This is a genomic window from Corynebacterium hylobatis (genome assembly GCF_003955685.1).
GTDB classification, from domain to species: domain Bacteria; phylum Actinomycetota; class Actinomycetes; order Mycobacteriales; family Mycobacteriaceae; genus Corynebacterium; species Corynebacterium hylobatis.
Window position 1 is genome coordinate 204,355 of the sequence record NZ_RXHJ01000002.1, and the last position, 24,548, is coordinate 228,902.

At 67.0% G+C, this 24,548-nt stretch carries 26 protein-coding genes and 1 tRNA gene; 11 read left to right on the forward strand and 16 right to left on the reverse strand.

Annotated features, from left to right (window positions below):
• The first annotated feature begins 16 nt into the window (after nucleotides 1-16).
• On the forward strand, nucleotides 17-943 hold the full coding sequence (gene coaA / locus EAH68_RS02230; RefSeq protein ID WP_126119684.1) for a type I pantothenate kinase: 927 nt from the start codon (nucleotides 17-19) through the stop codon (nucleotides 941-943).
• A gap of 23 nt (nucleotides 944-966) precedes the next feature.
• On the opposite strand, the gene EAH68_RS02235 is transcribed toward coaA, so the two are convergent.
• From EAH68_RS02235 to mca, 5 genes are all read right to left on the reverse strand, one after another.
• Entirely contained in the window at nucleotides 967-1,491 is a 525-nt protein-coding gene (locus EAH68_RS02235; protein ID WP_126119685.1) for a flavodoxin domain-containing protein, read from the reverse strand.
• Between the two features lie 11 nt (nucleotides 1,492-1,502).
• Nucleotides 1,503-2,270: an isoprenyl transferase gene (locus EAH68_RS02240; RefSeq protein WP_126119686.1), complete on the reverse strand. Its 768-nt coding sequence runs from the start codon at nucleotides 2,268-2,270 to the stop codon at nucleotides 1,503-1,505.
• Between the two features lie 39 nt (nucleotides 2,271-2,309).
• Nucleotides 2,310-3,410 carry a 3-deoxy-7-phosphoheptulonate synthase gene (locus tag EAH68_RS02245; RefSeq protein WP_126119687.1) on the reverse strand — a complete coding sequence of 367 codons (1,101 nt, stop codon included), beginning with the start codon at nucleotides 3,408-3,410 and terminating at the stop codon, nucleotides 2,310-2,312.
• A 249-nt stretch (nucleotides 3,411-3,659) separates the two neighbouring features.
• A complete protein-coding gene (locus EAH68_RS02250) occupies nucleotides 3,660-3,941 on the reverse strand; it encodes a hypothetical protein (protein ID WP_126119688.1) in 282 nt (93 codons plus the stop codon).
• Nucleotides 3,942-3,955: 14 nt separating this feature from the next.
• Nucleotides 3,956-4,831 (reverse strand): mycothiol conjugate amidase Mca, encoded by an 876-nt coding sequence (gene mca / locus EAH68_RS02255; protein ID WP_126119689.1) that lies wholly within the window; start codon nucleotides 4,829-4,831, stop codon nucleotides 3,956-3,958.
• Nucleotides 4,832-4,996: 165 nt separating this feature from the next.
• On the opposite strand from mca, the gene EAH68_RS02260 reads away from it, so the two are divergent.
• The 4 genes from EAH68_RS02260 (at nucleotide 4,997) to EAH68_RS02270 (ending at nucleotide 7,250) form a co-directional block, all read left to right on the forward strand.
• Nucleotides 4,997-5,458 carry a DUF4307 domain-containing protein gene (locus tag EAH68_RS02260; RefSeq protein WP_164546376.1) on the forward strand — a complete coding sequence of 154 codons (462 nt, stop codon included), beginning with the start codon at nucleotides 4,997-4,999 and terminating at the stop codon, nucleotides 5,456-5,458.
• A 139-nt stretch (nucleotides 5,459-5,597) separates the two neighbouring features.
• Nucleotides 5,598-6,122, forward strand: a complete 525-nt coding sequence (greA, locus tag EAH68_RS02265; RefSeq protein ID WP_126119691.1) for a transcription elongation factor GreA — start codon at nucleotides 5,598-5,600, stop codon at nucleotides 6,120-6,122.
• A 41-nt stretch (nucleotides 6,123-6,163) separates the two neighbouring features.
• Nucleotides 6,164-6,445, forward strand: a complete 282-nt coding sequence (locus EAH68_RS14690; RefSeq protein WP_164546377.1) for a hypothetical protein — start codon at nucleotides 6,164-6,166, stop codon at nucleotides 6,443-6,445.
• Nucleotides 6,446-6,665: 220 nt separating this feature from the next.
• A complete protein-coding gene (locus EAH68_RS02270) occupies nucleotides 6,666-7,250 on the forward strand; it encodes an SRPBCC domain-containing protein (RefSeq protein ID WP_126119692.1) in 585 nt (194 codons plus the stop codon).
• Between the two features lie 42 nt (nucleotides 7,251-7,292).
• Here EAH68_RS02270 and EAH68_RS02275 read toward each other — a convergent pair whose 3' ends face one another.
• Nucleotides 7,293-8,123 (reverse strand): Bax inhibitor-1/YccA family protein, encoded by an 831-nt coding sequence (locus EAH68_RS02275; RefSeq protein ID WP_164546378.1) that lies wholly within the window; start codon nucleotides 8,121-8,123, stop codon nucleotides 7,293-7,295.
• Nucleotides 8,124-8,345: 222 nt separating this feature from the next.
• On the opposite strand from EAH68_RS02275, the gene EAH68_RS02280 reads away from it, so the two are divergent.
• Both EAH68_RS02280 and EAH68_RS02285 read left to right on the forward strand, forming a co-directional pair.
• Nucleotides 8,346-9,707 (forward strand): hemolysin family protein, encoded by a 1,362-nt coding sequence (locus tag EAH68_RS02280; RefSeq protein WP_126119694.1) that lies wholly within the window; start codon nucleotides 8,346-8,348, stop codon nucleotides 9,705-9,707.
• Nucleotides 9,704-10,729, forward strand: coding sequence for a hemolysin family protein (locus EAH68_RS02285; protein ID WP_126119695.1), 1,026 nt, complete (start codon nucleotides 9,704-9,706; stop codon nucleotides 10,727-10,729). The genes EAH68_RS02280 and EAH68_RS02285 overlap by 4 nt, the downstream gene beginning before the upstream one ends.
• Here the strand turns inward: EAH68_RS02285 and EAH68_RS02290 are convergent.
• Complete coding sequence (locus EAH68_RS02290; RefSeq protein WP_126119696.1) at nucleotides 10,716-11,615, reverse strand: NADP-dependent oxidoreductase; 900 nt, start codon at nucleotides 11,613-11,615, stop codon at nucleotides 10,716-10,718. The genes EAH68_RS02285 and EAH68_RS02290 overlap by 14 nt on opposite strands.
• A gap of 40 nt (nucleotides 11,616-11,655) precedes the next feature.
• Here EAH68_RS02290 and EAH68_RS02295 point away from each other — a divergent pair, with 40 nt between their 5' ends.
• Nucleotides 11,656-12,132 carry a nucleoside deaminase gene (locus EAH68_RS02295; protein WP_126119697.1) on the forward strand — a complete coding sequence of 159 codons (477 nt, stop codon included), beginning with the start codon at nucleotides 11,656-11,658 and terminating at the stop codon, nucleotides 12,130-12,132.
• A gap of 41 nt (nucleotides 12,133-12,173) precedes the next feature.
• On the opposite strand, the gene EAH68_RS02300 is transcribed toward EAH68_RS02295, so the two are convergent.
• The 7 genes from EAH68_RS02300 to EAH68_RS02330 form a co-directional block, all read right to left on the reverse strand.
• Nucleotides 12,174-12,247, reverse strand: a tRNA-Leu gene (locus EAH68_RS02300).
• A 16-nt stretch (nucleotides 12,248-12,263) separates the two neighbouring features.
• Nucleotides 12,264-12,635: a hypothetical protein gene (locus tag EAH68_RS02305; RefSeq protein ID WP_126119698.1), complete on the reverse strand. Its 372-nt coding sequence runs from the start codon at nucleotides 12,633-12,635 to the stop codon at nucleotides 12,264-12,266.
• Between the two features lie 8 nt (nucleotides 12,636-12,643).
• Nucleotides 12,644-13,603: a Ppx/GppA phosphatase family protein gene (locus EAH68_RS02310; RefSeq protein ID WP_126119699.1), complete on the reverse strand. Its 960-nt coding sequence runs from the start codon at nucleotides 13,601-13,603 to the stop codon at nucleotides 12,644-12,646.
• Nucleotides 13,600-14,157, reverse strand: coding sequence for a DUF501 domain-containing protein (locus tag EAH68_RS02315; protein WP_126119700.1), 558 nt, complete (start codon nucleotides 14,155-14,157; stop codon nucleotides 13,600-13,602). Before EAH68_RS02315 ends, EAH68_RS02310 begins: the two co-directional genes overlap by 4 nt.
• 5 nt (nucleotides 14,158-14,162) lie before the next feature.
• The gene (locus tag EAH68_RS02320; protein WP_126119701.1) at nucleotides 14,163-14,657 is read right to left on the reverse strand and encodes a septum formation initiator family protein; all 495 of its coding nucleotides are present in this window, start codon (nucleotides 14,655-14,657) and stop codon (nucleotides 14,163-14,165) included.
• A gap of 75 nt (nucleotides 14,658-14,732) precedes the next feature.
• Nucleotides 14,733-16,007, reverse strand: coding sequence for a phosphopyruvate hydratase (gene eno / locus EAH68_RS02325; RefSeq protein ID WP_126119702.1), 1,275 nt, complete (start codon nucleotides 16,005-16,007; stop codon nucleotides 14,733-14,735).
• Between the two features lie 162 nt (nucleotides 16,008-16,169).
• Nucleotides 16,170-16,958 (reverse strand): lytic transglycosylase domain-containing protein, encoded by a 789-nt coding sequence (locus EAH68_RS02330; protein ID WP_206436335.1) that lies wholly within the window; start codon nucleotides 16,956-16,958, stop codon nucleotides 16,170-16,172.
• Nucleotides 16,959-17,106: 148 nt separating this feature from the next.
• Here EAH68_RS02330 and EAH68_RS02335 point away from each other — a divergent pair, with 148 nt between their 5' ends.
• A complete protein-coding gene (locus tag EAH68_RS02335; protein ID WP_126119703.1) occupies nucleotides 17,107-17,511 on the forward strand; it encodes a hypothetical protein in 405 nt (134 codons plus the stop codon).
• A gap of 20 nt (nucleotides 17,512-17,531) precedes the next feature.
• Here EAH68_RS02335 and EAH68_RS02340 read toward each other — a convergent pair whose 3' ends face one another.
• Entirely contained in the window at nucleotides 17,532-18,161 is a 630-nt protein-coding gene (locus tag EAH68_RS02340; RefSeq protein ID WP_126119704.1) for a MazG nucleotide pyrophosphohydrolase domain-containing protein, read from the reverse strand.
• Between the two features lie 45 nt (nucleotides 18,162-18,206).
• On the opposite strand from EAH68_RS02340, the gene EAH68_RS02345 reads away from it, so the two are divergent.
• The gene (locus tag EAH68_RS02345; RefSeq protein ID WP_126119705.1) at nucleotides 18,207-19,679 is read left to right on the forward strand and encodes an amino acid permease; all 1,473 of its coding nucleotides are present in this window, start codon (nucleotides 18,207-18,209) and stop codon (nucleotides 19,677-19,679) included.
• 122 nt (nucleotides 19,680-19,801) lie between these two features.
• Nucleotides 19,802-20,812: a quinolinate synthase NadA gene (gene nadA, locus EAH68_RS02350; RefSeq protein WP_126119789.1), complete on the forward strand. Its 1,011-nt coding sequence runs from the start codon at nucleotides 19,802-19,804 to the stop codon at nucleotides 20,810-20,812.
• 68 nt (nucleotides 20,813-20,880) lie between these two features.
• Here the strand turns inward: nadA and mfd are convergent, their stop codons facing one another.
• Nucleotides 20,881-24,531, reverse strand: coding sequence for a transcription-repair coupling factor (gene mfd, locus EAH68_RS02355; protein WP_126119790.1), 3,651 nt, complete (start codon nucleotides 24,529-24,531; stop codon nucleotides 20,881-20,883).
• Between the last annotated feature and the right edge of the window lie 17 nt (nucleotides 24,532-24,548).

The following is a 24,548-nucleotide window of genomic DNA, read 5'->3' on the forward strand; positions in this document are numbered from 1 at the left end:
GTGACACAATAGGGCCATGTCTCGGCCCAAGGACCACACCCCCTACGTGGATTTCGACCGCGCTTCCTGGCGTGCCCTACGTAAATCCATGCCCCAGGTCCTCACAGAAGAGGAGGTCGCGCAGCTGCGTGGCCTCGGCGAATCCATCGACCTCGCCGAGGTCGCCGAGGTCTACCTCCCGCTGTCCCGGCTCATCCACCTCCAGGTCGCCGCCCGGCAGAAACTCATGGCCGCAACCGAGACCTTCCTGGGCACCGCCTCCGGCCACGTGCCCTTCATCATCGGCGTTGCCGGCTCCGTGGCCGTGGGCAAGTCCACAACCGCCCGCCTCCTGCAGGTCCTGCTGCAGCGCTGGGAGTCCCACCCGCGTGTCGACCTGGTCACCACCGACGGTTTCCTCCTGCCCGCTGCAGAGCTCAATGCCCGTGGTCTGATGTCCCGGAAGGGCTTCCCCGAGTCCTATGACCAGCGTGCCCTGCTGCGTTTCGTCACCGACGTGAAGTCCGGGCGCGCCTCCGTCGACGCGCCGGTGTACTCACACAAGCTCTATGACCGGGTGCCGGACCAGGTCCAGACCATCGCGCAGCCGGACATCCTCATCGTCGAGGGTCTCAACGTCCTGCAGACCGGTCCGACGCTCATGGTCTCCGACCTCTTCGACTTCTCCGTCTACGTCGACGCGCGTACCGAGGACATCGAGAAATGGTACATCGACCGCTTCCTGCAGCTGCGCTCCACCGCCTTCCGGGAACCGGGTGCGCACTTCGGCCACTTCGCCGACTACGGGGACGCCAGCGCCCGGGCTGCCGCCCGGGAGATCTGGCAGTCCATCAACCTGCCCAACCTGGTGGAGAACATCCTGCCCACGCGGGTGCGCGCCTCCCTGGTGCTGCGCAAGCGCGCTGATCACCAGGTCGAGCGGGTGCGGATGCGCAAGATCTGAGGGCTGTGGTCAGGGGTCAGGGGTCAGGGGTGGTGCGCCGCCGCCCACTCCACGACCTGGTCCAGCTCCCGCAGATCCACATGGTCGGTGTCCCGGTCGTGAGACTCGATCATGGCCCGGTCGTTGGGGCTGCGGTCGGCCTCCCGCTTCGCCTTGAGCGCCTTGATGATCCCCCACATGATCATCCTGTGCCTGCGGCCCATCGTGGAGTAGCTCAGCCGCCCGGGAAGGTAGAAGCGGGTCACCTGATCCTTCTTCCCCAGCGCGCCGGCCATCTGATCCTTGGCGCGGGCCACCTCCAGCAGGGTCATGCCCACCGCGCACACGGCCACGGGCCTGTCACCGAGGTCATTGTCGGCCACGAAGCCGGCTGCCGGGATCGAGGGGCCGTGGACATAGGAGAGCACGACCAGCGGTTCAGCGGAGGTGCGCAGCTGCGCCGGGTCGGCCCCGGAGAGTGGCTGCGCAGTGCAGCCGAGCCGCTCAGCGAGGGCCTCGGCGTACTGGCGGGCGGATCCGTAGGCGGATTCGTAGAGGACGGTGCTCATGGGTGGGGAACTCACTTTCCGAACCGGCGGCTGCGCCGGGAGTAGTCACGGAGGGCCCGCAGCAGGTCGATGCGGCGGAAGGCGGGCCAGTAGGTCTCAGTGAACCAGATCTCCGAGTAGGCGGCCTGCCACAGCAGGAAACCGGACAGCCGCTGTTCACCGGAGGTACGGATCACCAGGTCCGGGTCGGGCTGGCCGGAGGTGTAGAGGTGGTGCGAGAGGGAGTCGGCGGTGACCTTCGCCGTGAGTTCCGCCGCCGGGGTGCCGGCGGCGACCTCCTCGGCGATGAGGTTGCGCACGGCGTCGACAATCTCCTGGCGGCCGCCGTAACCGACGGCGATGTTGACCGTCAGGCCGGTGTTGTCGCAGGTCCGATCCGCGGCGGCACGCCAACGGTCGGCGACGTCCCTGGGCAGGAGGTCGAGGTGGCCGACGAGCCGGACCCGGCAGGTGTACTCGCCGCCGGACAGTTCGTCGACGACATCGCCGATGATGCCGAAGAGCAGTTCAAGTTCCTGTGCCTCGCGGCCGAGGTTCTCGGTGGACAGGAGGTAGACGGTGATGATCTCCACCTCCGTCTCCTCGCACCAGCGGACGACCTCGCCGATCTTCTCCGCCCCGGCGCGGTGGCCGTGGCTGATGTCGGAGTGCCCCTCGGCGCGGGCCCAGCGGCGGTTGCCGTCGGCCATGATCGCGATGTGCTTCGGCTGTCGGACGCCTTTGAGTTCGCGGGCCAGACGGGCCTCATACAGCGGGTAGAGCAGGCGGGACAGTTTCACAGCACTCAGTGTAGTGGGTCTGCCCCGCCGTTCCGTCACCTACTGCGACCGACGTGCCCGGCGGGCGCGGACGGCGGCCGCGAGGTCACCGAGCAGGTCGACGGTGGTGTCGATGTTCATGCATGAGTCGGTGACGGACTGACCGTAGACGAGGCCTGCGCCGCCGTTGGCAGGCAGCTTGGCGGTGTCGAGGGACTGGGCGCCCTCGACGAGGAAGGATTCCATCATGATGCCGGCGATGGCCTCGTCACCTGCGGCGATCTGCCTGGCGACGTCCGCGGTCACCTCCGCCTGGCGCACGTGGTCCTTGCCGGAGTTGGCGTGGGAGACGTCGATCATCAGGCGCGGGGTGTCCGTGTGGGCCTGCAGCTTCTCGACGATGCCCGCCACCGACTCCGAGTCCGCATTCGGACCGGCGGTGCCGCCGCGGAGGATGATGTGGCAGTTTTCGTTGCCGGCGGTCTCCACGACGGCGGGACGACCGCCGTCAGAGGTGCCGAAGAAGAAGTGCGGCTTCGAGGCGGCCGCGACCGCGTCGATAGCGACCTGGATGTTGCCGTCGGTGCCGTTCTTGAAGCCGATGGGCATGCTCATGCCGGAGGCCAGCTGGCGGTGCACCTGCGATTCGGTGGTGCGGGCACCGATGGCGCCCCAGGACACCAGATCGGCGTAGTACTGCGGGGAGTTCGGTTCGAGGAACTCGCTGGCGGTGGGCAGTTCGAGGTTGACCACCTCGCGCAGGACCTTGCGGGCCAGTTCCAGGCCGTGGTTGATGTTGTAGGAGCCGTCGAGGTGCGGGTCGTTGATCAGGCCCTTCCAGCCGACGGTGGTGCGCGGCTTCTCGAAGTACACGCGCATGACCACCTTGAGGTCCTCGGCCAGCAGGGAGGCCAGCGGGGCCAGGCGGTTGGCGTAGTCGATGGCGGCCTCAGGGTCGTGGATCGAGCAGGGGCCGACCACGACGACGAGACGGTCGTCCTCGCCGTTGAAGATGTCGGCGATCTGCTGTCTGTCACTCTCGACGCGGTGTTCCTGGGCGGGGGTCATCGGCAGGCGGTCGCGGACTTCCTCCGGGCTGGGCAGATCGTGGAAGGCTACGACGCGGCGGTTGGAGGTGGAGGCGTAGGTGGCGACGGTCATGGTCTGTGAACCTTTCACTGGGTTTTTCATTGTGTGGGGTCTGTGCGCCGGGCAAACAAAAAAGCAGCCCCTCAACCCGATTTCTCGGGGAGGTGCTGCTCGGCTCCGGGGTGTTCGTCGGTTCGCAGGCGGTTAGCGCGCAGGCGACACGGCGAGGCGGTGGTGGCTGTCACTCAGCCCCGGAGCCTCTCCAAAATAAAATCGCCAGACGAACATGACCGGCACTTTAGCACAGGTTCCGGTTTCTGGCTAGAACCAGCTCCTCTTGCGGCGGTCCAGCAGACCGGCCTCCTCCATCGCGCGGTCGACGGCCTCCTGGTCGAAGACGTCGAGGCCGTGTGCCTCGGCGAAGGCGCGTCGGCGGTTGTACCGGCTGTAGCGGCGGTGGAAGGCCCAGCCGATGGAGATCACCGCGACACCCAGCACGGCGAGGATGAGCAGGCCGATGGGTGAGGCCTTGCCGAACTCCGGCCCCAGGGGGCCGCCCTGCTGCTGCTGGGCGAGGATCATCAGGTCGGTGATGACATCCATGATCTTGTCTTCTCCTACTTCTTGTCCGCGGGGATGCCCGCGAACAGGTCATCCTCCGGGAGGGAGGTTGCCACACGGGTCTTCGCGAGTTCGAATTCCTCGGTCGGCCAGAGCTGCTGCTGGACCTCCGCCGGGGTGGCCAGGAACGCACCGGCCGGGTCGATCTGGGTGGCGTGCGCCCGCAGGGCGGCCTCCCGGTGGGGAAAGTACTCCGAGCACTCGACCTGGGTGGTCACCCGCGCCATGATGTCGGCGGGGTTGCGCTCCCAGCGCTCCAGCATCGGCCCGTAGGGGCTGGTGCGCCCCTCCGCGAGAAGCAGGTCGTGGAACATCTTCATGCGCTGGTGGACGAAGCCGTGGGTGTAGTACAGCTTCAGCGGGGTCCACGGCTCGCCGAGCTCGGGGGCGAAGTCCGGGTCACCGGCCTTCTCCCAGGCGATCATCGACGCCTCATGCACCTTGAGGTGGTCGGGGTGGGGATAGCCGCCGTTCTCGTCGTAGGTGATGATCACGTGCGGTTTGAAGTCGCGGATGATCTTCACGAACTCCTCCGCCACGTCCATCCCCGGGACGAGGGCGAAGCAGCCCTCCGGCAGAGGCGGCAGCGGGTCACCCTGCGGCAGGCCGGAATCTTCGTGGCCCAGCCACACGTGTTCGACGCCGAGAGCCTCGGCGGCGGTGGCCATCTCCTCCCGGCGGATGTCGATGATGTTCTCCAGCACACCGGGCCGGTCCATGGCCGGGTTGAGGATGTCACCGCGTTCCCCGCCGGTACAGGTGAGCACCATGGCCCGGTTGCCCTCGGCGGCGTAACGTGCCGTCGTCGCCGCACCCTTCGACGATTCGTCATCGGGGTGCGCATGAATAGCCAGGAGCCGGAATCCGCTCACGTGTCGCTTCCTTGTCTTGGTTTTCTCGGTTGTCCGTGGTGATACCAGGGGATATCAACCCACACCATCCTAATGGGCCTGGCCGGTCAGTGGGAAAGCAGGTCCTCACCGGCCCATCCATTAGGATGATGCCGATCCACGTTCAGGTCTCCCAGAGGATGGTTGATGAGCTCTCCCGCTGCCCCCCGCCCCGAAGCCCGTTACGGGTCGGACCGCACACCGCAGAAGCCGGGAGGTGTCGGAGGCAAGATCGTCGCGGTGGTCGGTGTGCTCCTCATTGGCGCGATCATCATCGCCCTCGCCCAGTTCCTGGCCAACCGGGATACCCGGGACGTGACCATCTCCATGGTCTCGCACGAGCGTGTCGACGACTCCACCATGCGCCTGTGGGTCGACGTCACCCGGGACGATCCGGACGTGGCCTCCTACTGCATCGTCACCGCCATCAACTACGAGATGGCCGAGGTCGGCCGCCGGGAGCTGCTGATTGAACCCGGTGGGGACCCGATCCAGCGTTTCCAGGTGGACATCCCCTCCCGCGACCTGCCCGTCTCAGGCAGCGTCTACGGCTGCTCCACGCTCATCCCCGACCATCTGACCATCGGGCCCGGCGACGCAGTCGAGTGATGCTGCCCTGGGCACCTGTGTTAAAATCCGGGGCAATTGTTCACACCGGTGGGTGACGCGCTTGCTGGGGGCACGAGGCTCCCCGTCGGATGTGCCCCACCGGACCCAGGGATAGGGAAGGCAGGGACGTCACTTAGCCATGGCTGAAAACCAGAAGCAGTACATCACCCCGGAAATGAAGGCGAAGCTCGAGCGTGAGCTTCAGGCACTGATCGATCACCGCCCGGCCGTCGCCGCGGAGATCAACGAGCGCCGCGAAGAGGGTGACCTCAAGGAGAACGCCGGCTACGACGCCGCCCGCGAGATGCAGGATCAGGAGGAGGCCCGCATCAAGCAGATCTCCGAACTGCTGGCCAACTCCACCACTGAGCGTGAAGGTGTCGTCGAGGGAGTGGCCCTCGTCGGTTCGGTCGTCCACGTCTACTACAACGGTGACAAGGACGACAAGGAGACCTTCCTCATCGGCACCCGTGCCGCTGCGACGGATAACGAGCACCTGGAGACCTACTCCGAACACTCCCCGCTGGGTGCCGCCCTGCTGGGTGCGCAGGAGGGCGAGACGCGGGAGTACACCGCCCCGAACGGGACGACCCTCAGCGTGACCCTCATGTCCGCGAGGCCCTACGATTCCCAGCTTGCCGCAACTCCGCGCGCGGCCAAGTAATCTCGTATCCGAATTCAGTGACTACAGGGAGGATCCCCACCATGACCCGCATCTTCGCCCGTAAGGCTGCCGCAGTCGCCGGCGCCGCTTCGCTCGCTCTGGCGCTGGCCGCCTGCTCCCCGCCGAATGAGCAGCCCTCCGACCGGAAGGTCGAGACCGCCACTGAGTTCAGCGCGCCGCGGGCCACCGAGACCGAGACCGAAGCGGACGAGACCGCCGAGGCCACCACGACCACCACCCCGGCCAACGGCGCCGGTGGTGCTGACGGAAACCTCGTCGACGAGGACCGGCCTGATACCGGGGAAGTTATCACCCAGAACTAGACGCTGCGGCGTGTGTCTTTCACCTCGCACCCGGGTCACCGGCGTGGTTTTCACCACCGCCACCGACCCGGGTGCGTTTTTGTGTCGGCTCCCCGCCTGAGCAGCAGACCCCGACCGGAGGGTGGAGTTCTCCGAGCCGGTTCAGAGCCTGCAGGGGCTGGTATTCTCACGCCTGTCCGTTAACGGCGAACCCGTCGTCCTCTGACCAGGGAGAAGAAAAATGAACCTGCTCGACCAGATCCCGCTCGTCACGCGGCGGGTCGTCCGGGAGGGCGCCGGTGTCGGCGTCGAACTCTCCCGCACCTACCCCGCCTCAGAGGCCGACCTGTGGGACGCGCTCACCGATCCTGCCCGCCTGGAGAACTGGTTCGAGACGGTCAGCGGCGCTCTCAGTGAGGGTGGCCGCTTCCGGTTGACCGACAGCGGGGTCGCCGGCACGATCACCACCTGTACGCCGGAGCGGCTCCTGCGCCTGACGTGGGAGGACAACGACAATCTCAGCACTGTCGAGGTCACCCTCTCCCCCGCTGATCCCGGCACGCGCCTGACCTTGACGCACCTGGCCCCCGCCGATGAACACTGGGCGGTCTACGGCCCGGCGGCCGGTGGCATCGGCTGGGACAGCTCCCTGGTGGCGCTGGCCTTCCACATGGCGATGGACACCGACACACAGGAGGGCGAGGAGGAGACCTTCATCCGCGAGGTCGCCCACCTCTGGGCTCAGGCGCTTGCCAATAGCGGCGGCGACCCCGCCGCCGCCCGCGCCCAGGCCGAACGCACCATCGCCTTCTATCTGGGGGAATGAAAAATGGACCCGCATGATGCGGGTCCATTATCGTCTGTGGGGCTAGTTGCCGCGGAAGTAGGACAGCAGACGCAGGATCTCGGTGTAGAGCCAGACCAGGGTCACGGCCAGGCCGAGGGCCACACCCCAGGCCATCTTGGAGGGGGCACCGGCGCGGATCATCTTGTCGGCCGCATCGAAGTCGGAGAGGAAGCTCATCGCCGCCAGGCCGATGCAGACCAGGGAGAAGATGATGGCGATCATGCCGCCGTCACGCAGCGGGTTCGCGCCGGTGAACAGGGCCAGCAGGAGGTTGCCCAGGGCCAGGACCAGTACACCGACCAGGGCGCCGGTCATGATGCGGTTGAACTTCGGGGTGACCTTGACGGCGCCGGTCTTGTAGACGAAGAGCATGCCCAGGAACACACCGACGGTGCCGAGGACGGCCTGGCCGATGAGGATGCCGGCGTTGGCATCACCGACGAGCATGCCGGAGAACAGCACCGAGATGCCGCCGACGAAGAAGCCCTCGAATACCGCGTAGATGAGGGTCACGGCCGCGGAGCCGTACTTCTTTCCGAAGGTGGCCACCAGCACGGTGATCAGGCCGCCGATGGCGCCGACCATGGTCAGGAGCATGGCCACGCCGGGGTTGAACAGGGAGATGCCGAAGTTGACCACGGCGAACAGGACGATGACGCCGAGGGTCATGCCGGTCTTGGAGACGACATCATCGACGGTCATCGGGCGATCGCCGGTGACGGTGGCCGGTGTCTGGCCATAACCGGCGTACGGATCGCCGTAGCCCTGGGGGATACCCGAGGGGTAGGCGCCGCGCTGGGCACCGCCCTTGACTGTGGTGAGTGAATTCATGACAGGGTTGCTGCTGCGCAAGATGTGACCCCGTACCTTTCTGTTCCTGTCCTTGTCCGGACTTAAGCTTTGTACCCTGTACAACGTAACAAAACTGCCGTTAGTTCCCCCGGCGAGTGGTTATCCATTAAACTTCTCCCAACACATCCTGGAAAACTGAGAAAGCGTAGGTGGAATCTCCTCAATGGAGCCTCCCGAATGTTCGTACCGTCCCTCTGACACCCGGCGCATGAGGGGGACGGCATGATCACCGCTGCTGCCATCCTGCTCTGCGGCGTCCTCGTCATCGGGGTGATGATCGCACTCAACGCCTATTTCGTCGCCCAGGAATTCGCCTTCATGTCGGTGGACCGCACCGTCCTGCGCCGCCGCTCGGAGGAGGGCGACAGCAAGGCCCGTTCCGCCCTCCGGGTCACCGAACGCACCTCCTTCATGCTCTCCGGCGCGCAGCTGGGCATCACCGTGACGGGCCTGCTCGTCGGTTTCGCCGCGGAACCGCTGGTGGGCCGCCAGCTCGGCGTCCTGCTCGGCGGGGTGGGTGTGCCCACCGCCGTGTCCGTGGGTGTGGGTACCGTCCTCGCGTTGGCGGTGTCCACCATCGTGCAGATGATCTTCGGTGAACTCTTCCCGAAGAACTACACGCTCGCCGCCCCCCTGAAGTCCTCCCTGGCGCTGGCCCGGTCCACGTCCGGTTACCTGAAGGTCTTCGGCTGGCTGATCCGCTTCTTCGACTACTCCGCCAACGCCCTGCTGCGCCTGTTCCGGATCGAGCCGCTCGAGGACGTCGACTCCACCGCCACCCGGCGGGATCTCGAGCACATCGTCTCCGCCTCCCGCGACAGCGGTGACCTGGACACCGGGACCTCGCTGGTGCTGGGCCGCCTGCTCGACTTCCACGAATACGACGTCGAGCACGCCATGGTCCCGCGTTCCCGGACGGATGTGGTGGATCCCGCCGCCACCATCGGGGAGATCCGCGTCCTCATGGCAACGGCCCACACCCGTTATCCCGTGATCGATGATGACCATGACCCGGTCGGCGTCGTCCACCTCAGGGACGTGCTGGGCACGCAGCTTCCCGACGCCACCCCGGTCACCGCTCTCATGCGGGAACCTCTGGTCGTGCCCGAACTGATGCCGCTTCCCGCGGCGGTCGACGCCCTCGAGGAGGCTCACGAGAAGATGGCGTGCGTCATCGACGAGTACGGCGGCTTCGTCGGCATCGTCACCGTCGAGGATCTGGCCGAGGAGATCCTCGGTGACGTCACCGACGAGCACGATCTCGAGGAGACCGAGGAGATCACCCCGACCGGCGAAGACACCTGGCTCGTCGACGGTGACACCCCGCTCGACGAGATCGAACGCGTCATCGGCCACGATCTGCCCGAGGGGGATTTCGTGACCATCTCCGGACTGCTCATCGCCCATACCGGTGGCCTGGTCGAGGAGGGCGAGGTCCACCGCATCGAGCTCGCCCCGGAACCGGGCGACCACGTCGAGGGCGGGGACGCCCCGCTACGCAGCCTGGACGTGCGGGTGGAGAAGATCGACCACCACGTCCCCGCCCAGGTCCGTATCGAACTGGTTGAGGAGGAACGCTCATGAGCAACTGGTATGTCGCCCTGCCGTTGACGGTGCTCATCATCGTCGCCTCGGCATTCTTCGTCATCATCGAGTTCTCCCTGCTGGCTGCCCGCCGCAACCGTCTCGAGGAGACGGCGGAGACCTCGGCGTCGTCACGCGCCGCGCTGCGCAGCCTCAACGAGCTGACCATCATGCTCGCCGGCGCCCAGCTGGGTATCACCGTCGCCACATTCGCCCTGGGTGCGATCTCGGAACCGTGGATCCACCATGCGTTGGTCGAGCTTCTCGACGGCACCCCGCTCCCGCCCTTCGCCTCCAACATCGTGGCCTTCGCGCTGGCCCTGTTCATCGCGACGTTCCTGCATCTGGTCGTCGGCGAGATGGCGCCGAAGTCCTGGGCCATCGCCCACCCGGAGAAGGCGCTGACGCTCATTGCCCGGCCCGCCCGCGGCTTCATCACTGTCTTCCGGCCCCTGCTGATGTGGATCAACACCATCGCCAACCGACTGGTGGCCCGGGCCGGTGAGGAGCCGGTCGAACGCGCCGCAGCGAAGGGCTACGATCCGGAGACGCTGCAGCACCTCGTTGAGCACTCCCGGGAGCAGGGGGCCCTCGACGTGACCGACGCCACGCAGATCGCCGGGGTCATCGACCTCGATGTCCTCACCCTCGGTGACGCCGTCACCCCGCGTGAGGTGCTGCCAGCCGGGGCCACCGTCGTCGATGTTCAGGAATGGGCCCGGTCCACCGGCCTCATGCGGGCTCTCATCGATGACAGTTCTGATGTCCCCCACCTGGTGCACGTGCGCGACACCCTGCTCGCCAACCCCGGCTGCCCCGCGCGGGAGCACTCCAGGCCCAGCCTCGTGCTGCCCGAGTCGATGACGCTCTCCGAGGCGCTGGGCCGCATGCGCGCCAGCAATGAGCAGGTTGCGGTGGTCGTCGACGACCGCGAGGGCGTCAGCGTGATCACCTGGGACGACATCCTCCGGCGTCTGTGGCCGCGCATCGGCGAGGAACTGGACCGCACTAAGGGACAGTGACCACGACCTTGCCCGTGGCGTGACCGTCCTCCACGACAGCCACGGCCGCGGCGGCCTCGCTCAGGGGCAGGACATCACTGACGGTGACCTGAGCTTTCCCCGAGGCAAGGAGCCGCGCCACCTCTCCGAAGACCTCGCGCGTGCGGCGGCGCGGGACATCGGTGCCACCCAGTTCCTTCACCGTCGGTTTGTCCGCCACAGAGACCAGCCGGTCGGTGAGTTCCGCACCCTCCCGCAGGACGTCGCCGCCCACCAGGTCGAACAGGGCCACCGGGTGCTCCGCCACCGCGCGGACCCGCTCCACCCACCCGGGGCCGGACTCCACATGACGCCCACCCAGGGACTCCACCAGTTCCTTCTTGCGGGCGGAGGCCACCCCGATGACATCAATGCCCCGGGCGGTGGCCAGGGAGGTCACCGCGGTGCCCACCCCACCGCCGGCACCGAGCACCACGAACCGCTCCCCCGCCTTCAGATCCAGCATGTCGATGAGGTCCAGCGCGGTGCCGTAGGCCACCGGGATGCACGCTGCATGCTGGACATCCAGGCCTTCGGGGACAGGGGTGACTGAGGGGGCATGGAGAAGCGCCTGCTCACCGAAGGAACCGTGCCCGGAGGCCGAGGACCCGAAGACCAGCTGCCCCGGTTCGATACCGCTCACCCCCTCCCCCACGGCGACCACCGTTCCGGCGGCCTCCCGGCCGAAGGCCATGGGGAAGCCCACCTCGAAATCATTGGTGCCCTCGCGGGTGTTCAGATCACCGGGGTTGACGGAGGTGGCCCGGACATCGATGAGCACCTCACCGGCACCGGGCGTCGGGGCGGGCACCTCCAGGTGCTGGAGAACCTCGGGGCCGCCATGGGAATTGAAGCCGAAAATACGCATACCACCCATGCTAGGGAACAACCCACCTATGCTGGCGGGCATGAGCATCTCTGATCTTGATCAACAGTGGCTGGCCCGAGCCGTTGACCTGGCAGAACAGGCCCTGGAAACCGGAAATGACCCCTACGGCTCCGTCCTCGTCGCCGGGGACGGCACCGAGGTCTTCGCCGACCACAACCGCACCGCCGACGGTGATGACACCCGCCACCCCGAATTCGCCATCGCCCGCTGGGCAGTCGAGAACCTCACCCCGGAGGGGAGGTCGAAGGCCGTTGTCTACACCTCCGGTGAGCACTGCCCGATGTGCGCCGCCGCGCATGGCTGGGTGGGGCTGGGACGCATCGTCTACGCGGCATCGGCGGAGCAGATCGCCGGCTGGCGGACGGAACTGGGGCGCCCGGTCGCACCCGTCGCACCGATCCCCGCCCGGGATGTCCTCCCCGACATCGTCATTGACGGTCCGGACGGAGAGCTGACCGAACGAGTGAAGGGGCTGTTCGCGGCGTCACCGCGTTAGAGCCACGCGCAATATCTGTCCACACCCCTCGACGTGAAAAGTGCCCCCAGTCGGGTTCGAACCGACACTGAACGGATTTTAAGTCCGCCGCCTCTGCCAATTGGGCTATGGGGGCCTGCAGGTTCCCTATTTTAGGTCATGCCCGGTCGGTGTACGGTCAACAGGGCCCACAGGACAGGCAGTTGTCCGATTCCGAAGGCCGCGGGGACGAGAACAAGCAGGTCCATGTTGCGTGCGGCGACCGACCAGACGAAAACCAGGCCCATGCCTGCGCCGCTGAGGATGTGGCCGCGCAGCATCAGTCGGGGCCCCACATTCTCCAGCAGGCCAGTGCCGAAGGCCACCGCCCAGAAGACGATGCCCAGGTAACCCGGCAGCAGATACAGCAGTCCGAGTTCCGCGAGGGCACGCGGCAGGGTGCCCAGCAGGTAGGCGATGACATGGGCGCCGCACACGGCGCTGGCCCAGGACGCCCACCGGTAGACGGACCTGGCCGGAGACATCACCGGGGTCAGACCCCGATCCTGTCCTTCAGGCCGGCGACGATACCGTCGAGGATGTCCTTCTCGCTGATGACGAAGCTGTCGGCCTTCGTCTCCTTCTCCAGCATGTCCATGATGCCTTCGACGACCATGCTGCCACCACCGAGGACGTCCGCACGCCCGGGATGCACGACCGGGTTGAGGGCACGCGTCTCCGACGTCTGGTGCCGGATCTCTCGGGTGAGCAGCCGTAGGGCGGAGAAACGCAGTACGGAACCGTGGATCTCCTGCGGATCGTAGGTCTCCAGGCCCTGGGCGAGGGCGGAGAGGGTGGTGAAGGTGCCGGCCACTCCGACGATCGTGCGGGCCTTGGCGATGGGCACGATCTTGACTGCATCCGCCAGCCGCTCAGCGATGTACTCCGCCGCAATCTCGGTCTCGGTCTCGGTGGGCGGGTCGGAGCGCATGATGCGCTCGGTGATGCGTACGCAGCCCATCTGCGTGGAGTGCGCACCCAGTACTTCACCCTCGGCGGTGCCGACGATGAACTCGGTGGAACCACCACCCAGGTCGATGACGCAGAAGGGGCCGGCGGAGGCGTCGAGGTCGGTGATCGCGCCACGGAAGGACAGGGCGGCCTCCTCTTCCCCGGAGATGACCTCGGCCCGGGCCCCGGGGGTGATGCGGCCGAGCAGTTCTGCGGTCATGGAGAAGAACTCGTCCCGGTTACTGGCATCGCGGGTGGCGGAGGTGGCCACCATCCGGACAGCCGTCACCTGCTCGAACTCCATGATTCCCACGAAACGCTCCAGGGCTGCCCGGGTCCGTGCCAGCGCCGCAGGGTCGAGTTCCCCGGTGGCGTCGACGCCCTGGCCGAGCCGGACGATCTCCATCGTGCGGGTGACCTCACGGGTACTGCCGCCGACGATGTCGCAGATGAGTAGGCGGATGGAGTTGGTGCCGCAGTCGACGGCCGCCACACGGGTCATTTGGCGGCCTCCTGGTAGAGCTCATCAAACTGGTGGGCATCGAAGCCCAGTTCCCCGCAGGTGGGCCAGTCGGCGGGGACGGCGGTGCCGCGCAGTCCTCCCCGGTCGGCGGCCAGGGCCACGGCCTCGGTGCCGAAGCGGACGCGTCCCGGCCCCTCGGCGAGTGCGTAGGCGATGAGCACATGCAGACACTTGACCCGGTCAGGCATGCCGCCGCCGGTGAAATCGGTGCCCAGGTCGTCAAGCCTGTTGCGCTCGGCGAGGTAGTGGTCGTGTGCGGCGCGGTAGTCGGCCTGCAGGGCCTCGTCTGCCGCCAGCCGTTCCTCCATCCACTTCATCACGTGGGCAACCTCGAGGCGGGAGGCCTCGGCGGTCAGGCGCGGGTCGGTGAGGTAGTACAGGGTGGGGAACGGGGTGCCGTCGGGGAGCCTGGGTGAGGTCTTCACCACGCCGGGTGCGCCGTCGGGGGTGCGGTAGGAGATGTCCAGGACCCCTCGTGGTGCACGTCCGAGCTGCTTCTCGACGGCCGCCAGATCTGCATTGTTGACAGTCATGGCGATCATTCTTCCATGAACACGCCACCGGGGTCGTCTGCGGGCGGGGTTGCGACGGAATCCCACAGGATCTGGTACCAGCTGAGCTCCTCGATGAGCTCCTCCGCGGAGGTGGTCACCGTGGAGTCTGTCTCCATGCCGGGGTCGATGACGCGGAAGGCGATCTCGCCGGGTTCGATGAGCCCGAGGCGACGCCGGGCCTCCTCCCGGACATAGGCCTCGTCCTCATATTTATCGATCTCCGTCAGCAGGCGTTCCTTCTCCGCCTCCTTCGCCGCGATGGACTCGTTGAGGCGGGCGATCTCGGAGCGGCTCTGGAAGTAGTTGCGCAGGGGCACGGCGATGGTCACCAGCACCAGGATGGTCACCAGCACCAGGACGCCGATCTCTGCGGTGCTCAGGCGCACCTTCGGTCGTTTCGGGCGGCGCGGCTGGAGATCGGCGGCACGGGTGACCACCGGCACGGTGTGCCGGGAACGGGAGGAGGATTCGGGCGCCATAGGTCCTCAATGATAGGGGAAGCCCCGGCCGCACCGTGTATTCCACGGTGCGGCCGGGGCGTCGGCAGGCGGGCGCTACTTGAAGCGCGGGAAGGCGGAGCGGCCGGCGTAGACGGCTGCCTCACCCAGCTCCTGCTCGATGCGCAGCAGCTGGTTGTACTTCGCCACACGGTCGGATCGGGCCGGGGCACCGGTCTTGATCTGGCCGCAGTTGAGGGCGACGGCCAGATCGGCGATCGTGGTGTCCTCGGTCTCACCGGAGCGGTGCGACATCATGGAGGTGTAGCCGGAGCGGTGCGCCAGCTCGACGGCGTCGAAGGTCTCGGTGAGGGTACCGATCTGGTTGACCTTGACCAGGATGGAGTTGCCGGCCTTCTTGTCGATACCCTCCTGGAGACGGACCGGGTTGGTGACGAAGAGGTCATCTCCGACGATCTGGACCTTGTCGCCGATGGCGGCGGTCAGGGAGACGTAGCCCTCCCAGTCGTCCTCCTGCAGCGGGTCCTCGATGGAGACGATCGGGTACTCGTCGACCAGGCCACCGTAGACCTCGGCCATCTCCTCGGCGTTCAGCTCGCCACCCTCGAAGTGGTACTTGCCGTCCCTGAAGAACTCGGAGGAGGCGACGTCCAGCGCGAGTGCGATGTCCTTGCCCGGCTCGAAGCCGGCCTTCTTGATGGCCTCCAGGATCAGGTCCAGTGCCTCGCGGGTGGAGTCGACGGAGGGGGCGAAACCGCCCTCGTCGCCCAGGCCGGTGGACAGTCCCTTGTCCTTGATCACGGACTTCAGCGCGTGGTAGACCTCAGCGCCGGCGCGCAGTGCCTCGGAGAAGGAGTCGAATCCGATCGGGGCGATCATGAACTCCTGGACGTCGACGCCGGAGTCGGCGTGGGCGCCACCGTTGATGATGTTCATCATCGGTACCGGCAGGACATGCGCGTTCGGGCCACCGATGTAGCGGTAGAGCGGCAGACCGGCGGATTCGGCGGCGGCGCGGGCCACAGCCATGGACACGCCCAGGATGGCGTTGGCGCCCAGGCGGGACTTGTTGTCGGTGCCGTCCAGCTCCAGCATGGCCATGTCGATCAGGCGCTGATCGTCGGCCTCGAGGCCGGCCAGCTCGTCGGCGATCTCCTCGTTGACGTTCTCGACAGCCTTCAGCACGCCCTTGCCCAGGTAGCGGTCGCCACCGTCACGCAGCTCATGTGCCTCGTGGACGCCGGTGGAGGCGCCGGAGGGGACGCCGGCGGTGGCGAGGGTACCGTCATCGAGGACGACGCCGGCCTCGACGGTCGGGTTGCCACGGGAATCCATGATCTCTCGGGCGAAAACGTGAATGATGTCAGCCACTTTGGGCCTCCTAAAGCCATCTTGGGGTATGCATACGTCAGCGTTGCGCGCGGCATGCCCACGCGCCCCCGTTGATTGTTCCAGAAAACCCACCGGGAGGGGCCACCAACCCGTGTGTTCCGGGGCTGAAATCGCCTACCCGGGCCACCCCCTGCCCCAGTTCTAGCGGGCCGGCTGGTTCAGGGCATAGGAGGCGGCGGCATCCCGGACGTTGATGAGGTACTCCTGCGAACGGTTATAGGAGTAGATGGCCTCGCTCCAACCCTCCGGCGTGGACAGGTCCCGGCCACCGGCACACAGCAGATTGGCGGCGCCGAGGGCGGCGTCGTCGATCTGGTGCGGGTCGGCCACGCCATCACCGTTGGCATCGCGGCCGTAACGCCTCCAGGACTCGGGGATGAACTGCATGGGGCCCACCGCGCGGTCGAATTCGGTGTCACCGTCGAGGATGCCGCCGTCGGTGTCGCGGATCTCAGCCACCCCGGGGCCGCCGTCGAGCGGGATGCCGATGATCGGCGGTTCCGCGAAACCGAGTTCGTTGATGGCGCTGCGGTCGAAGTAACTGCCGGAGTAGGTGCCGTGGCGGGTCTCCACCCAGCCGATGCCGGCCAGGGTGTTCCATGTCAGCTGGCAGCCCGGCCAGGCCTCGCCCGCGATGAGCTCTGCGTTGCCGTAGGCGCGCAGGGCGGGGGCGGGGATGTCCGTGGCCCCGGCCAGCGGCTGCGCCCAGAAATCCAGTTTGTCGCTGGTGCGGCCGGGGGCGTGGATGTCGATGACCGGAACCTCGGCACCGGCCGCAGGCGGAACATCGGGCGGGACCGGCTGGAGCTGCCGGGTCGGGCCGGATATGTCCAGGAAAGACAACAGCCAGGCGATGAGGGATATGACCATGATGATCGCCAGAACCACTCCCAGGCCACAGCCCATCACCCGTCTGACAGCACCACTCATGGAGGACGATCCTACGGCATCCGGGAAGCAGGACCCGCGGCGGGACCGTCACCCCCGCACTTCACCCTAAATTGCCACTTTCGTCACAACCACCCCACAGGAAACCTATAATGCCGGGGGCAACTGTCCACATCTGAAAGGTGCCCGCATGCTCCGCCGTACCCTCGCCACCGTCGCCGCAACCGCCACCGTCGTCGTGGGTCTCGCCCCGGCCGCCTCCGCCCAGCTCGGCGACCTCAACGCCATCGTCAGCCAGGGCATCGCCAACACCCCCTGCAACCAGGCTGACCCCCTCCTCAAGGCTGTCTTCACCATTGACGGCAACACCACCCGTTCTGACCTGGTGAAGCAGGTCCGCGACGAAGCGAAGCCCTTCACCGTGACCGATCCGGCCACCTACCTGGTCAGCGCCCAGTTCGCTGAGCAGATCGGCGACAAGGCCGTCGCGTGCGGCACGGTGAAGAAGGACCCGGAGTTCTTCCCGGGCAGCTCCATCCCGGACATGGACAACATCCAGGATCTCCTGCAGGGCCTGTCCGCCACGCTGAACTGACGGCGGTCGCCTGATTCAGGTCACAGGCCCGGGGGAAGCTCCTTCTCCCGGGCCTTTCCCTGTGCCCACAGCCGTTCCTGCTCCTCCATCCGCACCACCCGGCGGGTCCCGTCGAAGAGGTAGGGCGAACGCGAGCGCAGCTTGTCCACGAAACTCTGCGCCACATCGCCGAAGTCGAAGGCACCCCTGCGGGCGGCGATCTCGGCGTGGAAGAGCACCTGCAGCAGCACGTCACCGAGTTCCTGCTTGAGGGCCCGCTCATCCCCGTCCTGCTCCCAGGCCACCACCTCGGCGGCGAACTCCTGTGCCTCCTCGGCAAGGTAGGGCAGGAGGGAACGGTGGGTCTGGGATGACTCCCATTCCCCCACCGAGCAGGCCCGTTCCATCACCCGCACCGCCGTGTGCACAGGGTCCCGGCGCGATTCGGCGACGATGACGGGCTCGCCGGCCCGAACGCGGGCGCGCACCCGCGGGTTGGCGTCATTGGTGCTCACCAGCACCCCGGGGCCCTGCGCAGGGATGAAATCCCCGAGGCTCCAGCGGACGCGGACGGGCACCTCCTCGGTGAACTCCACGGGGCCGCCGAGCCGGCCGTGCGCCTCGAGGGGGATGAGGGTGGGCCAGCGGTCGTCGAGAAGCAGGACAGTCATGCGACCCATCCTAAATCCTCCGCACCCCGGCGCTAGAGTGAACCTGTGACGACGAAGCGCACGCATACCGTGACCATGTGGAGCCTGGTGGCCCTGATCGTCGGCTCCACCGTCGGTTCCGGCATCTTCTCGCTCCCCCAGAACGTCGCCTCGGCCGCTGGCCCGGGTGCGACGCTGATCGGCTGGGTGGTCTCGGGAGTGGGCATGCTCGCCATCGCCTTCGTCTTCCAGACGCTCGCGGTGCGCAGACCCCACCTCGATTCCGGTGTGTACTCCTATGTCCGGGCGGGGCTGGGTGACTACATCGGTTTCACCTCGGGCTGGGGATACTGGCTGGGTTCGGTGATCGCCCAGGTGGGTTACGCCACCTTATTCTTCAACACCCTCGGCCACTACGTGCCGGGGCTGGGCCCGGAGCATCCGGTGCCGACGATGCTGGCGGTCTCCGCCATGACCTGGCTCGTCTTCGCCGTGCTCTCCCGGGGTGTGAAGCAGGCGGCGTTCATGAATGCGGTGACCACGGTGGCGAAGCTCCTGCCCATCGGTGCGTTCATCGTGCTGGTCGCCTTCCTCGGCTTCAGCTGGGAACGTTTCACCCTGGACTTCTGGTCCACCGGTGGTTCCACCGCCTCAGTATTCGACCAGGTGCAGGGCATCATGCTGTTCACCGTGTGGGTGTTCATCGGTGTGGAGGGTGCATCGGTGTACTCCAAGCAGGCCCGGACCCGGCGGGACGTCGGACGGGCCACCATCATCGGCTTCCTCACCGTCCTCGCCCTCCTGGTCAGCGTGTCCACCCTGTCCTACGGTGTGCTCACCCAGGAGGAGCTTGCCGCGCTGCCGGACAACTCGATGGCCTCCGTCCTCGAGGTGGTCGTCGGTCCCTGGGGCGCGGCGCTGATCTCCCTGGGCCTGTGTCTGTCCGTACTCGGGGCGTACGTCTCCTGGCAGATGCTGTGCGCGGAACCCATCGCGCTGATGGCCTTCGACGGTCTCCTGCCGCGGCGTCTGGGTGCGGTCAACACCGCCGGCGCCCCGTGGGCCGCCCAGCTCACCTCAACGGTGGTCATCCAGCTCACGGTAATCGTCTTCTTCCTCAATGAGACGGCCTACGTCTCCATGGTGCAGCTGGCCACTGTCCTCTATCTCGTGCCCTATATATTCTCCGCCCTGTACCTGGTGCTCCTCGCCGCCCGCGGGCGCGGCATCATCCACCCGCACGCCGGGGAGCGTTTCGACGACAGCGGTCCCGACGTCCCCGCCCGGGACAACCGCCGGCACCTGTTCATCGGCATTGTGGCCCTCGTCTACGCCGGCTGGCTCTTCTACGCTGCCGACCTGACCTACCTGCTCTTCGGTGCCCTGGCGGTCCTCCCGGGGCTGATCCCCTATGTGTTGACCCGGATGCAGGCCAACGAACGGGTCTTCAACCGTTTCGAGTGGGTTGTGGTCACCGTCATTGTCGCGGCCGCGGTCGCCGCCGTGTGGGGGTTGGCGCAGGGCGCACTGACCCTCTGAGATTCCCCGGGCGGGGATATATTTCCTCCGGCGAGTGGTTGTCTGTGATAATTGTCCCGTCACACCCGGGCTAATAGGAGAAACCAACCGTGGTCAACAAACTGTCACCGCTCGCATCACCGCTGCTCGACAAGATTGTCGACGGTCCCGAAGGCTGGACCGGTATCGAGGCGAATGAGGAATGGGCTGCCGAGGTCCGGCGTCTCGCCGCCGAACGCAACGCCGTCATCCTCGCCCACAACTACGAGATACCGGAGATCCAGGACATCGCCCACTTCACGGGTGATTCCCTCGGTCTGTCGCGTATCGCCGCGACCACCGATGCCGACGTCATCGTCTTCTGTGGCGTCCACTTCATGGCCGAGTCCGCCAAGATTCTCTCCCCCGAGAAGACCGTCCTCATCCCCGATGAGCGCGCCGGTTGCTCGCTCGCCGATTCCATCACCGCCGAGCAGCTGCAGGAGTGGAAGGACGAGCACCCTGAGGCGCTGGTCGTCTCCTACGTCAACACCACCGCCGAGGTGAAGGCGCTGACCGACGTGTGCTGCACCTCCTCCAACGCGGTGGACATCGTCAACTCCCTGCCCGCGGACAAGGAGATCCTCTTCAACCCGGACCAGTTCCTCGGTGCGCACGTCAAGCGAGAGTCCGGCCGGGAGAACATCCGTATCTGGGCCGGCGAGTGCCACGTCCACGCCGGTATCTCCGGCCGCGACCTGGTCGAGATCACCGAGGCGAATCCGGATGCGGACCTCTACATCCACCCGGAGTGCGGTTGCGCGAACTCCGCCATCTACCTCGCCGGCGAGGGCCTCGTGGAGAAGGAGCGCGTCCACCTGCTCTCCACCGGCCAGATGATTGACGAGGCCAAGAACCAGGGCACCGGCACCGTGCTCGTGGCCACCGAGGTGGGTATGCTCCACCAGCTGCGTCAGACCGCCCCCGAGATCGACTTCCAGCCGGTCAACGAGCGTGCCTCCTGCAGCTACATGAAGATGATCACCCCGGCGGCCCTCCTGCGGGCCCTCGCGCTGGGCACCGATGAGGTGGACGTCCCGGCGGAGACCGCCGACGCCGCCCGTCAGTCGCTGGAGCGCATGATCGCCGTCGGCCAGTCCGGCCTAGGCGAATAGTTCCGCCTGGATAATGAAAGAACCGGTTCCCCGTGGGGGGAACCGGTTCTTTCCGTTACAGCCGCAGCTTATTCGCTGATGCTGAACACCCGCTTCTTCTTCGCCTTCTCCGGCGTCACGCCGCCGGTCACGTCGGTCTCCTGGGCCTCGAACATGGCGGTGAGGAAGTCCGCCATCCACTGCAGCAGCTCCACATCGCGCAGGTTGGGCTGCCCCGCGCCGCGGCCGGCCTTGGGGAAGGGCAGCTGGATGGCCTTGGCGGCGGCCCGGTAGTTCGAGCCCGGGAACAGCCGCTTGAGGCGTACCTGCTTCGAGTCCGGCAGGTCGACGGGGCCGACCTTGATGCGGGTGCCCTGGACGATGATGTCCGAGATCCCGGCGTTACGGGCCTGGTGGCGCAGGCGTGCCACGGCCAGCAGCATGGACACCGGCTCCGGGACGGGGCCGAAACGGTCCTCCATCTCCTCGACCGCCAGGCGCAGGTCGACCTCCGTCGCGGAGGCCGCGAGCTTGCGGTAGACCTCAAGGCGCAGGCGCTCGGAGTTGATGTAGGACTCGGGGATGTGGGCGTCGACGGGCAGGTCGATGCGGATCTCCTTCGGCCCCTGGTCGGTGGCGTCGATGACCTCACCCCGGGCCAGCGCTTTATAGGCCTCCACGGCCTCGCCGACGAGGCGGACGTAGAGATCGAAGCCGACGCCGGCGATGTGGCCGGACTGCTGCGCGCCGAGGACGTTGCCGGCGCCGCGCATCTCCAGGTCCTTCATGGCCACGGCCATGCCGGCACCGAGGTCGTTGTGCTGGGCGATGGTGGCCAGCCGGTCATAGGAGGTCTCGGTGAGGGTGGCACCCTTCGGGTAGAGGAAGTAGGCGTAGCCGCGTTCCCGGGACCGGCCCACGCGCCCGCGCAGCTGGTGCAGCTGGGACAGGCCCATGTGGTGGGCGTTCTCGACGATGAGGGTGTTGGCGTTGGCGATGTCCAGGCCGGTCTCAACGATGGTGGTGCACACCAGCACATCGAATTCCCGGTCCCAGAATCCCTGGACGGTCTTCTCCAGCAGTTCCTCGCCCATCTGGCCGTGGGCGATGACGATGCGCGCCTCCGGTACAAGGTCGCGCAGCTCGCGGGCCTTCTTCTCGATGTCAGCGACCTTGTTGTGGATGAAGAAGACCTGACCGTCGCGCAGCAGCTCGCGGCGGATGGCCGCGGCGATCTGCTTGTCCTCCTGTGCGCCCACATAGGTGAGCACGGGGTGGCGGTCCTCTGGCGGGGTGAGGATGGTGGTCATCTCACGGATGCCGGCCATCGACATCTCCAGGGTGCGCGGGATCGGGGTGGCCGACATGGTGAGCACATCCACGTTGGTGCGCAGGGCCTTGATGTGTTCCTTGTGCTCGACGCCGAAGCGCTGCTCCTCGTCCACGATGATCAGCCCGAGGTTCTTCCAGTGCACACCGGTCTGCAGGATCCGGTGGGTGCCGATGACGATGTCCACGCTGCCGTCGGACAGCCCCGCGATGATCTCCTTCGACTCCGCCGTGGAGGTGAAACGGGACAGGCCACGGATGGTCACCGGGAAGCCCGTCATGCGCTCCTCGAAGGTGGAGTGGTGCTGCTGGGCGAGCAGTGTGGTGGGCACGAGCACCGCGACCTGTTTGCCGTCCTGCACGGCCTTGAAGGCGGCGCGCACCGCCACCTCGGTCTTGCCGTAGCCGACATCACCGACGATGACCCGGTCCATGGGGACATGCGACTCCATGTCCTCCTTCACCGCGTCGATGGCCAGCATCTGGTCCTCGGTCTCGACGAAGGGGAAGTTGTCCTCCATCTCCTTCTGCCAGGGGTTGTCCGGCGCGAAGGCATGGCCCGGCGCGGCCTGCCGCTTGGCGTAGAGCTCGACGAGCTCACCCGCGATCTCCCGGACTGCGGCACGCGCCTTCTTCTTGGTGTTCTTCCAGTCGGAACCACCCATCTTCGACAGGGTCGGCGATTCCCCACCGGAGTACTTGCTCAGCAGGTCGAGCGAATCCATCGGCACCCACAGCTGGTCGGCGGGCTGCCCGCGTTTTGCCGCCGCGTACTCGAGCACGATGTACTCGCGTCTCGACGTCTCATCCCCCGCGTGGATCGTCCGCTCCGCCATCTTGAGGAAGCGGCCGATGCCGTGGGTCTCGTGCACGACGAAGTCGCCGGTCTTCAGCGCCAGCGGGTCGACGCGGTTGCGGCGTCGGGCAGGGCGGCGCTTGGCACCGGCGATGTCGCCGACGCGGTTGCCGGTCAGGTCGGTCTCGGTGATGACGACCAAGGGCAGCGCGGCGCCGTCACGGTGTTTGCGCACCTTCGGGAAAACCACGCCGGCGTGGCTGAGCGCCTGGTAGAGGGTGACCTCACCGGGTGAGGGTTCCCAACCCGGGGTGGCCACCTTCGCCGGGATGCCGGCCTCGGCGAAGCGCTCCACCATGCGTTTGATCGCGCCGTGGGCGGGGGCGATGAAGGCGGCGCGGCCACCGTCGGTGGTGTGCGCGAGCAGCAGCGACATCATCGCCGCGATCTGGGCGGCGTCGCCACGCGGGGTGGGCCCGGGCTCGAAGTCCAACGGCAGGGTCTCCGCATCATCCGCCTCGAACATGCCGGTCGGAGAGAAGGTCCACCAGGGCAGGGCGTTCTTCTCCGCTGTGACCTGCAGGGAGCCGTAGGAACGGTAGGAGGAGGCCGCCAGGTCCAGGCCTTCGGCGGCGATGGGGCCCGAGGCGCCCATGGCGGCTGCCTCCCAGCCGGCGGCGAGGAACTCGGCGTCGGTGGCCTCCAGGTCGGCGATGCGGGTGCGGATCTTCTCCGGGCCCACCAGCACGATGTGGGTCTGCTCCGGCATCAGCTCCGGCAGGGTGACCATGCGCGTATCGACGAGTGCCGGGATCAGCGCCTCCATCCCGTCCGCCGGGATGCGGTCGGAGATCTTCGTCAGCAACTCCACCAGGGTGGCGTTACCGGGGTGCTTCAGTGCCAACTCTGCGGCCCGCTCGGCAATGGTCTCGGTGATGGGAAGTTCGCGGGCCGGGTAGATCTCCACCGAACCGACCTCGGCATCCGGGTCCGTACGCTGGTCGGCGACAGCGAACTGGCGGATGTCGGAGACCTCATCCCCCCAGAACTCCACGCGCACCGGATGGTCCGCGGTCGTGGGGAAGACATCGAGGATGCCGCCGCGGGTGGCGAACTCCCCGCGCCGGGCCACCATGTCCACGTGGCTGTAGGCGCGGAAGACCAGTTCCTCCGTCAGCTGCGTGAAATCGTGTTCCACGCCTTCCTTGAGCACCACCGGTTCGCGGCCTTCGACGGACTCGAGCAGGGGCTGGCAGAAACCGCGGGCGGCGGTGACCACGACGGAGACCTCTCCCCTGCCGAGGAGGTCGAGCACGCGTGCGCGCTGTCCGATGGTGTCCACGCCGGGGCTGAGCCGTTCATGCGGCAGGGTTTCCCAGGACGGGAACCAGACAACCTTCTCCCCCAGCATGGCGCGCAGCTCAGCGGTGAGGTCCTCCGCCTCGCGGCCGGTGGCGGTGACCAGCAGCACCGGGGCGTGGTGTGCCAGGGTCCCCACGGCCCAGGGCCGGACCTGATCGATGCCGGTCAGGTGCAGTCGACGCTGCCCGATGTTGGCGACCATGCCCTTGAGTTTCGGGTCCGTCGCCGCGACCTTGAGCAGGCCCGCCAGCATCGCCGGAGTCTTCTGCA

What these genes read in the sequence shown, in the direction of transcription:
- EAH68_RS02290 (WP_126119696.1), bottom strand. Translation starts at nt 11,615, where the DNA reads ATGCGTATTTTCGGCTTCAATTCCCATGGCGGCCCCGAGGTTCTCCAG.
- EAH68_RS02335 (WP_126119703.1), top strand. Translation starts at nt 17,107, where the DNA reads ATGCTCCGCCGTACCCTCGCCACCGTCGCCGCAACCGCCACCGTCGTC.
- EAH68_RS02315 (WP_126119700.1), bottom strand. Translation starts at nt 14,157, where the DNA reads ATGACTGTCAACAATGCAGATCTGGCGGCCGTCGAGAAGCAGCTCGGA.
- EAH68_RS02340 (WP_126119704.1), bottom strand. Translation starts at nt 18,161, where the DNA reads ATGACTGTCCTGCTTCTCGACGACCGCTGGCCCACCCTCATCCCCCTC.
- greA (WP_126119691.1), top strand. Translation starts at nt 5,598, where the DNA reads ATGGCTGAAAACCAGAAGCAGTACATCACCCCGGAAATGAAGGCGAAG.
- EAH68_RS02310 (WP_126119699.1), bottom strand. Translation starts at nt 13,603, where the DNA reads ATGACCCGTGTGGCGGCCGTCGACTGCGGCACCAACTCCATCCGCCTA.
- mfd (WP_126119790.1), bottom strand. Translation starts at nt 24,531, where the DNA reads ATGCTGGCGGGCCTGCTCAAGGTCGCGGCGACGGACCCGAAACTCAAG.
- EAH68_RS02320 (WP_126119701.1), bottom strand. Translation starts at nt 14,657, where the DNA reads ATGGCGCCCGAATCCTCCTCCCGTTCCCGGCACACCGTGCCGGTGGTC.
- EAH68_RS02260 (WP_164546376.1), top strand. Translation starts at nt 4,997, where the DNA reads ATGAGCTCTCCCGCTGCCCCCCGCCCCGAAGCCCGTTACGGGTCGGAC.
- EAH68_RS02330 (WP_206436335.1), bottom strand. Translation starts at nt 16,958, where the DNA reads ATGAGTGGTGCTGTCAGACGGGTGATGGGCTGTGGCCTGGGAGTGGTT.
- EAH68_RS02270 (WP_126119692.1), top strand. Translation starts at nt 6,666, where the DNA reads ATGAACCTGCTCGACCAGATCCCGCTCGTCACGCGGCGGGTCGTCCGG.
- EAH68_RS02305 (WP_126119698.1), bottom strand. Translation starts at nt 12,635, where the DNA reads ATGTCTCCGGCCAGGTCCGTCTACCGGTGGGCGTCCTGGGCCAGCGCC.
- EAH68_RS02250 (WP_126119688.1), bottom strand. Translation starts at nt 3,941, where the DNA reads ATGGATGTCATCACCGACCTGATGATCCTCGCCCAGCAGCAGCAGGGC.
- EAH68_RS14690 (WP_164546377.1), top strand. Translation starts at nt 6,164, where the DNA reads ATGACCCGCATCTTCGCCCGTAAGGCTGCCGCAGTCGCCGGCGCCGCT.
- EAH68_RS02285 (WP_126119695.1), top strand. Translation starts at nt 9,704, where the DNA reads ATGAGCAACTGGTATGTCGCCCTGCCGTTGACGGTGCTCATCATCGTC.
- EAH68_RS02295 (WP_126119697.1), top strand. Translation starts at nt 11,656, where the DNA reads ATGAGCATCTCTGATCTTGATCAACAGTGGCTGGCCCGAGCCGTTGAC.
- EAH68_RS02245 (WP_126119687.1), bottom strand. Translation starts at nt 3,410, where the DNA reads ATGACCGTCGCCACCTACGCCTCCACCTCCAACCGCCGCGTCGTAGCC.
- EAH68_RS02235 (WP_126119685.1), bottom strand. Translation starts at nt 1,491, where the DNA reads ATGAGCACCGTCCTCTACGAATCCGCCTACGGATCCGCCCGCCAGTAC.
- coaA (WP_126119684.1), top strand. Translation starts at nt 17, where the DNA reads ATGTCTCGGCCCAAGGACCACACCCCCTACGTGGATTTCGACCGCGCT.
- EAH68_RS02280 (WP_126119694.1), top strand. Translation starts at nt 8,346, where the DNA reads ATGATCACCGCTGCTGCCATCCTGCTCTGCGGCGTCCTCGTCATCGGG.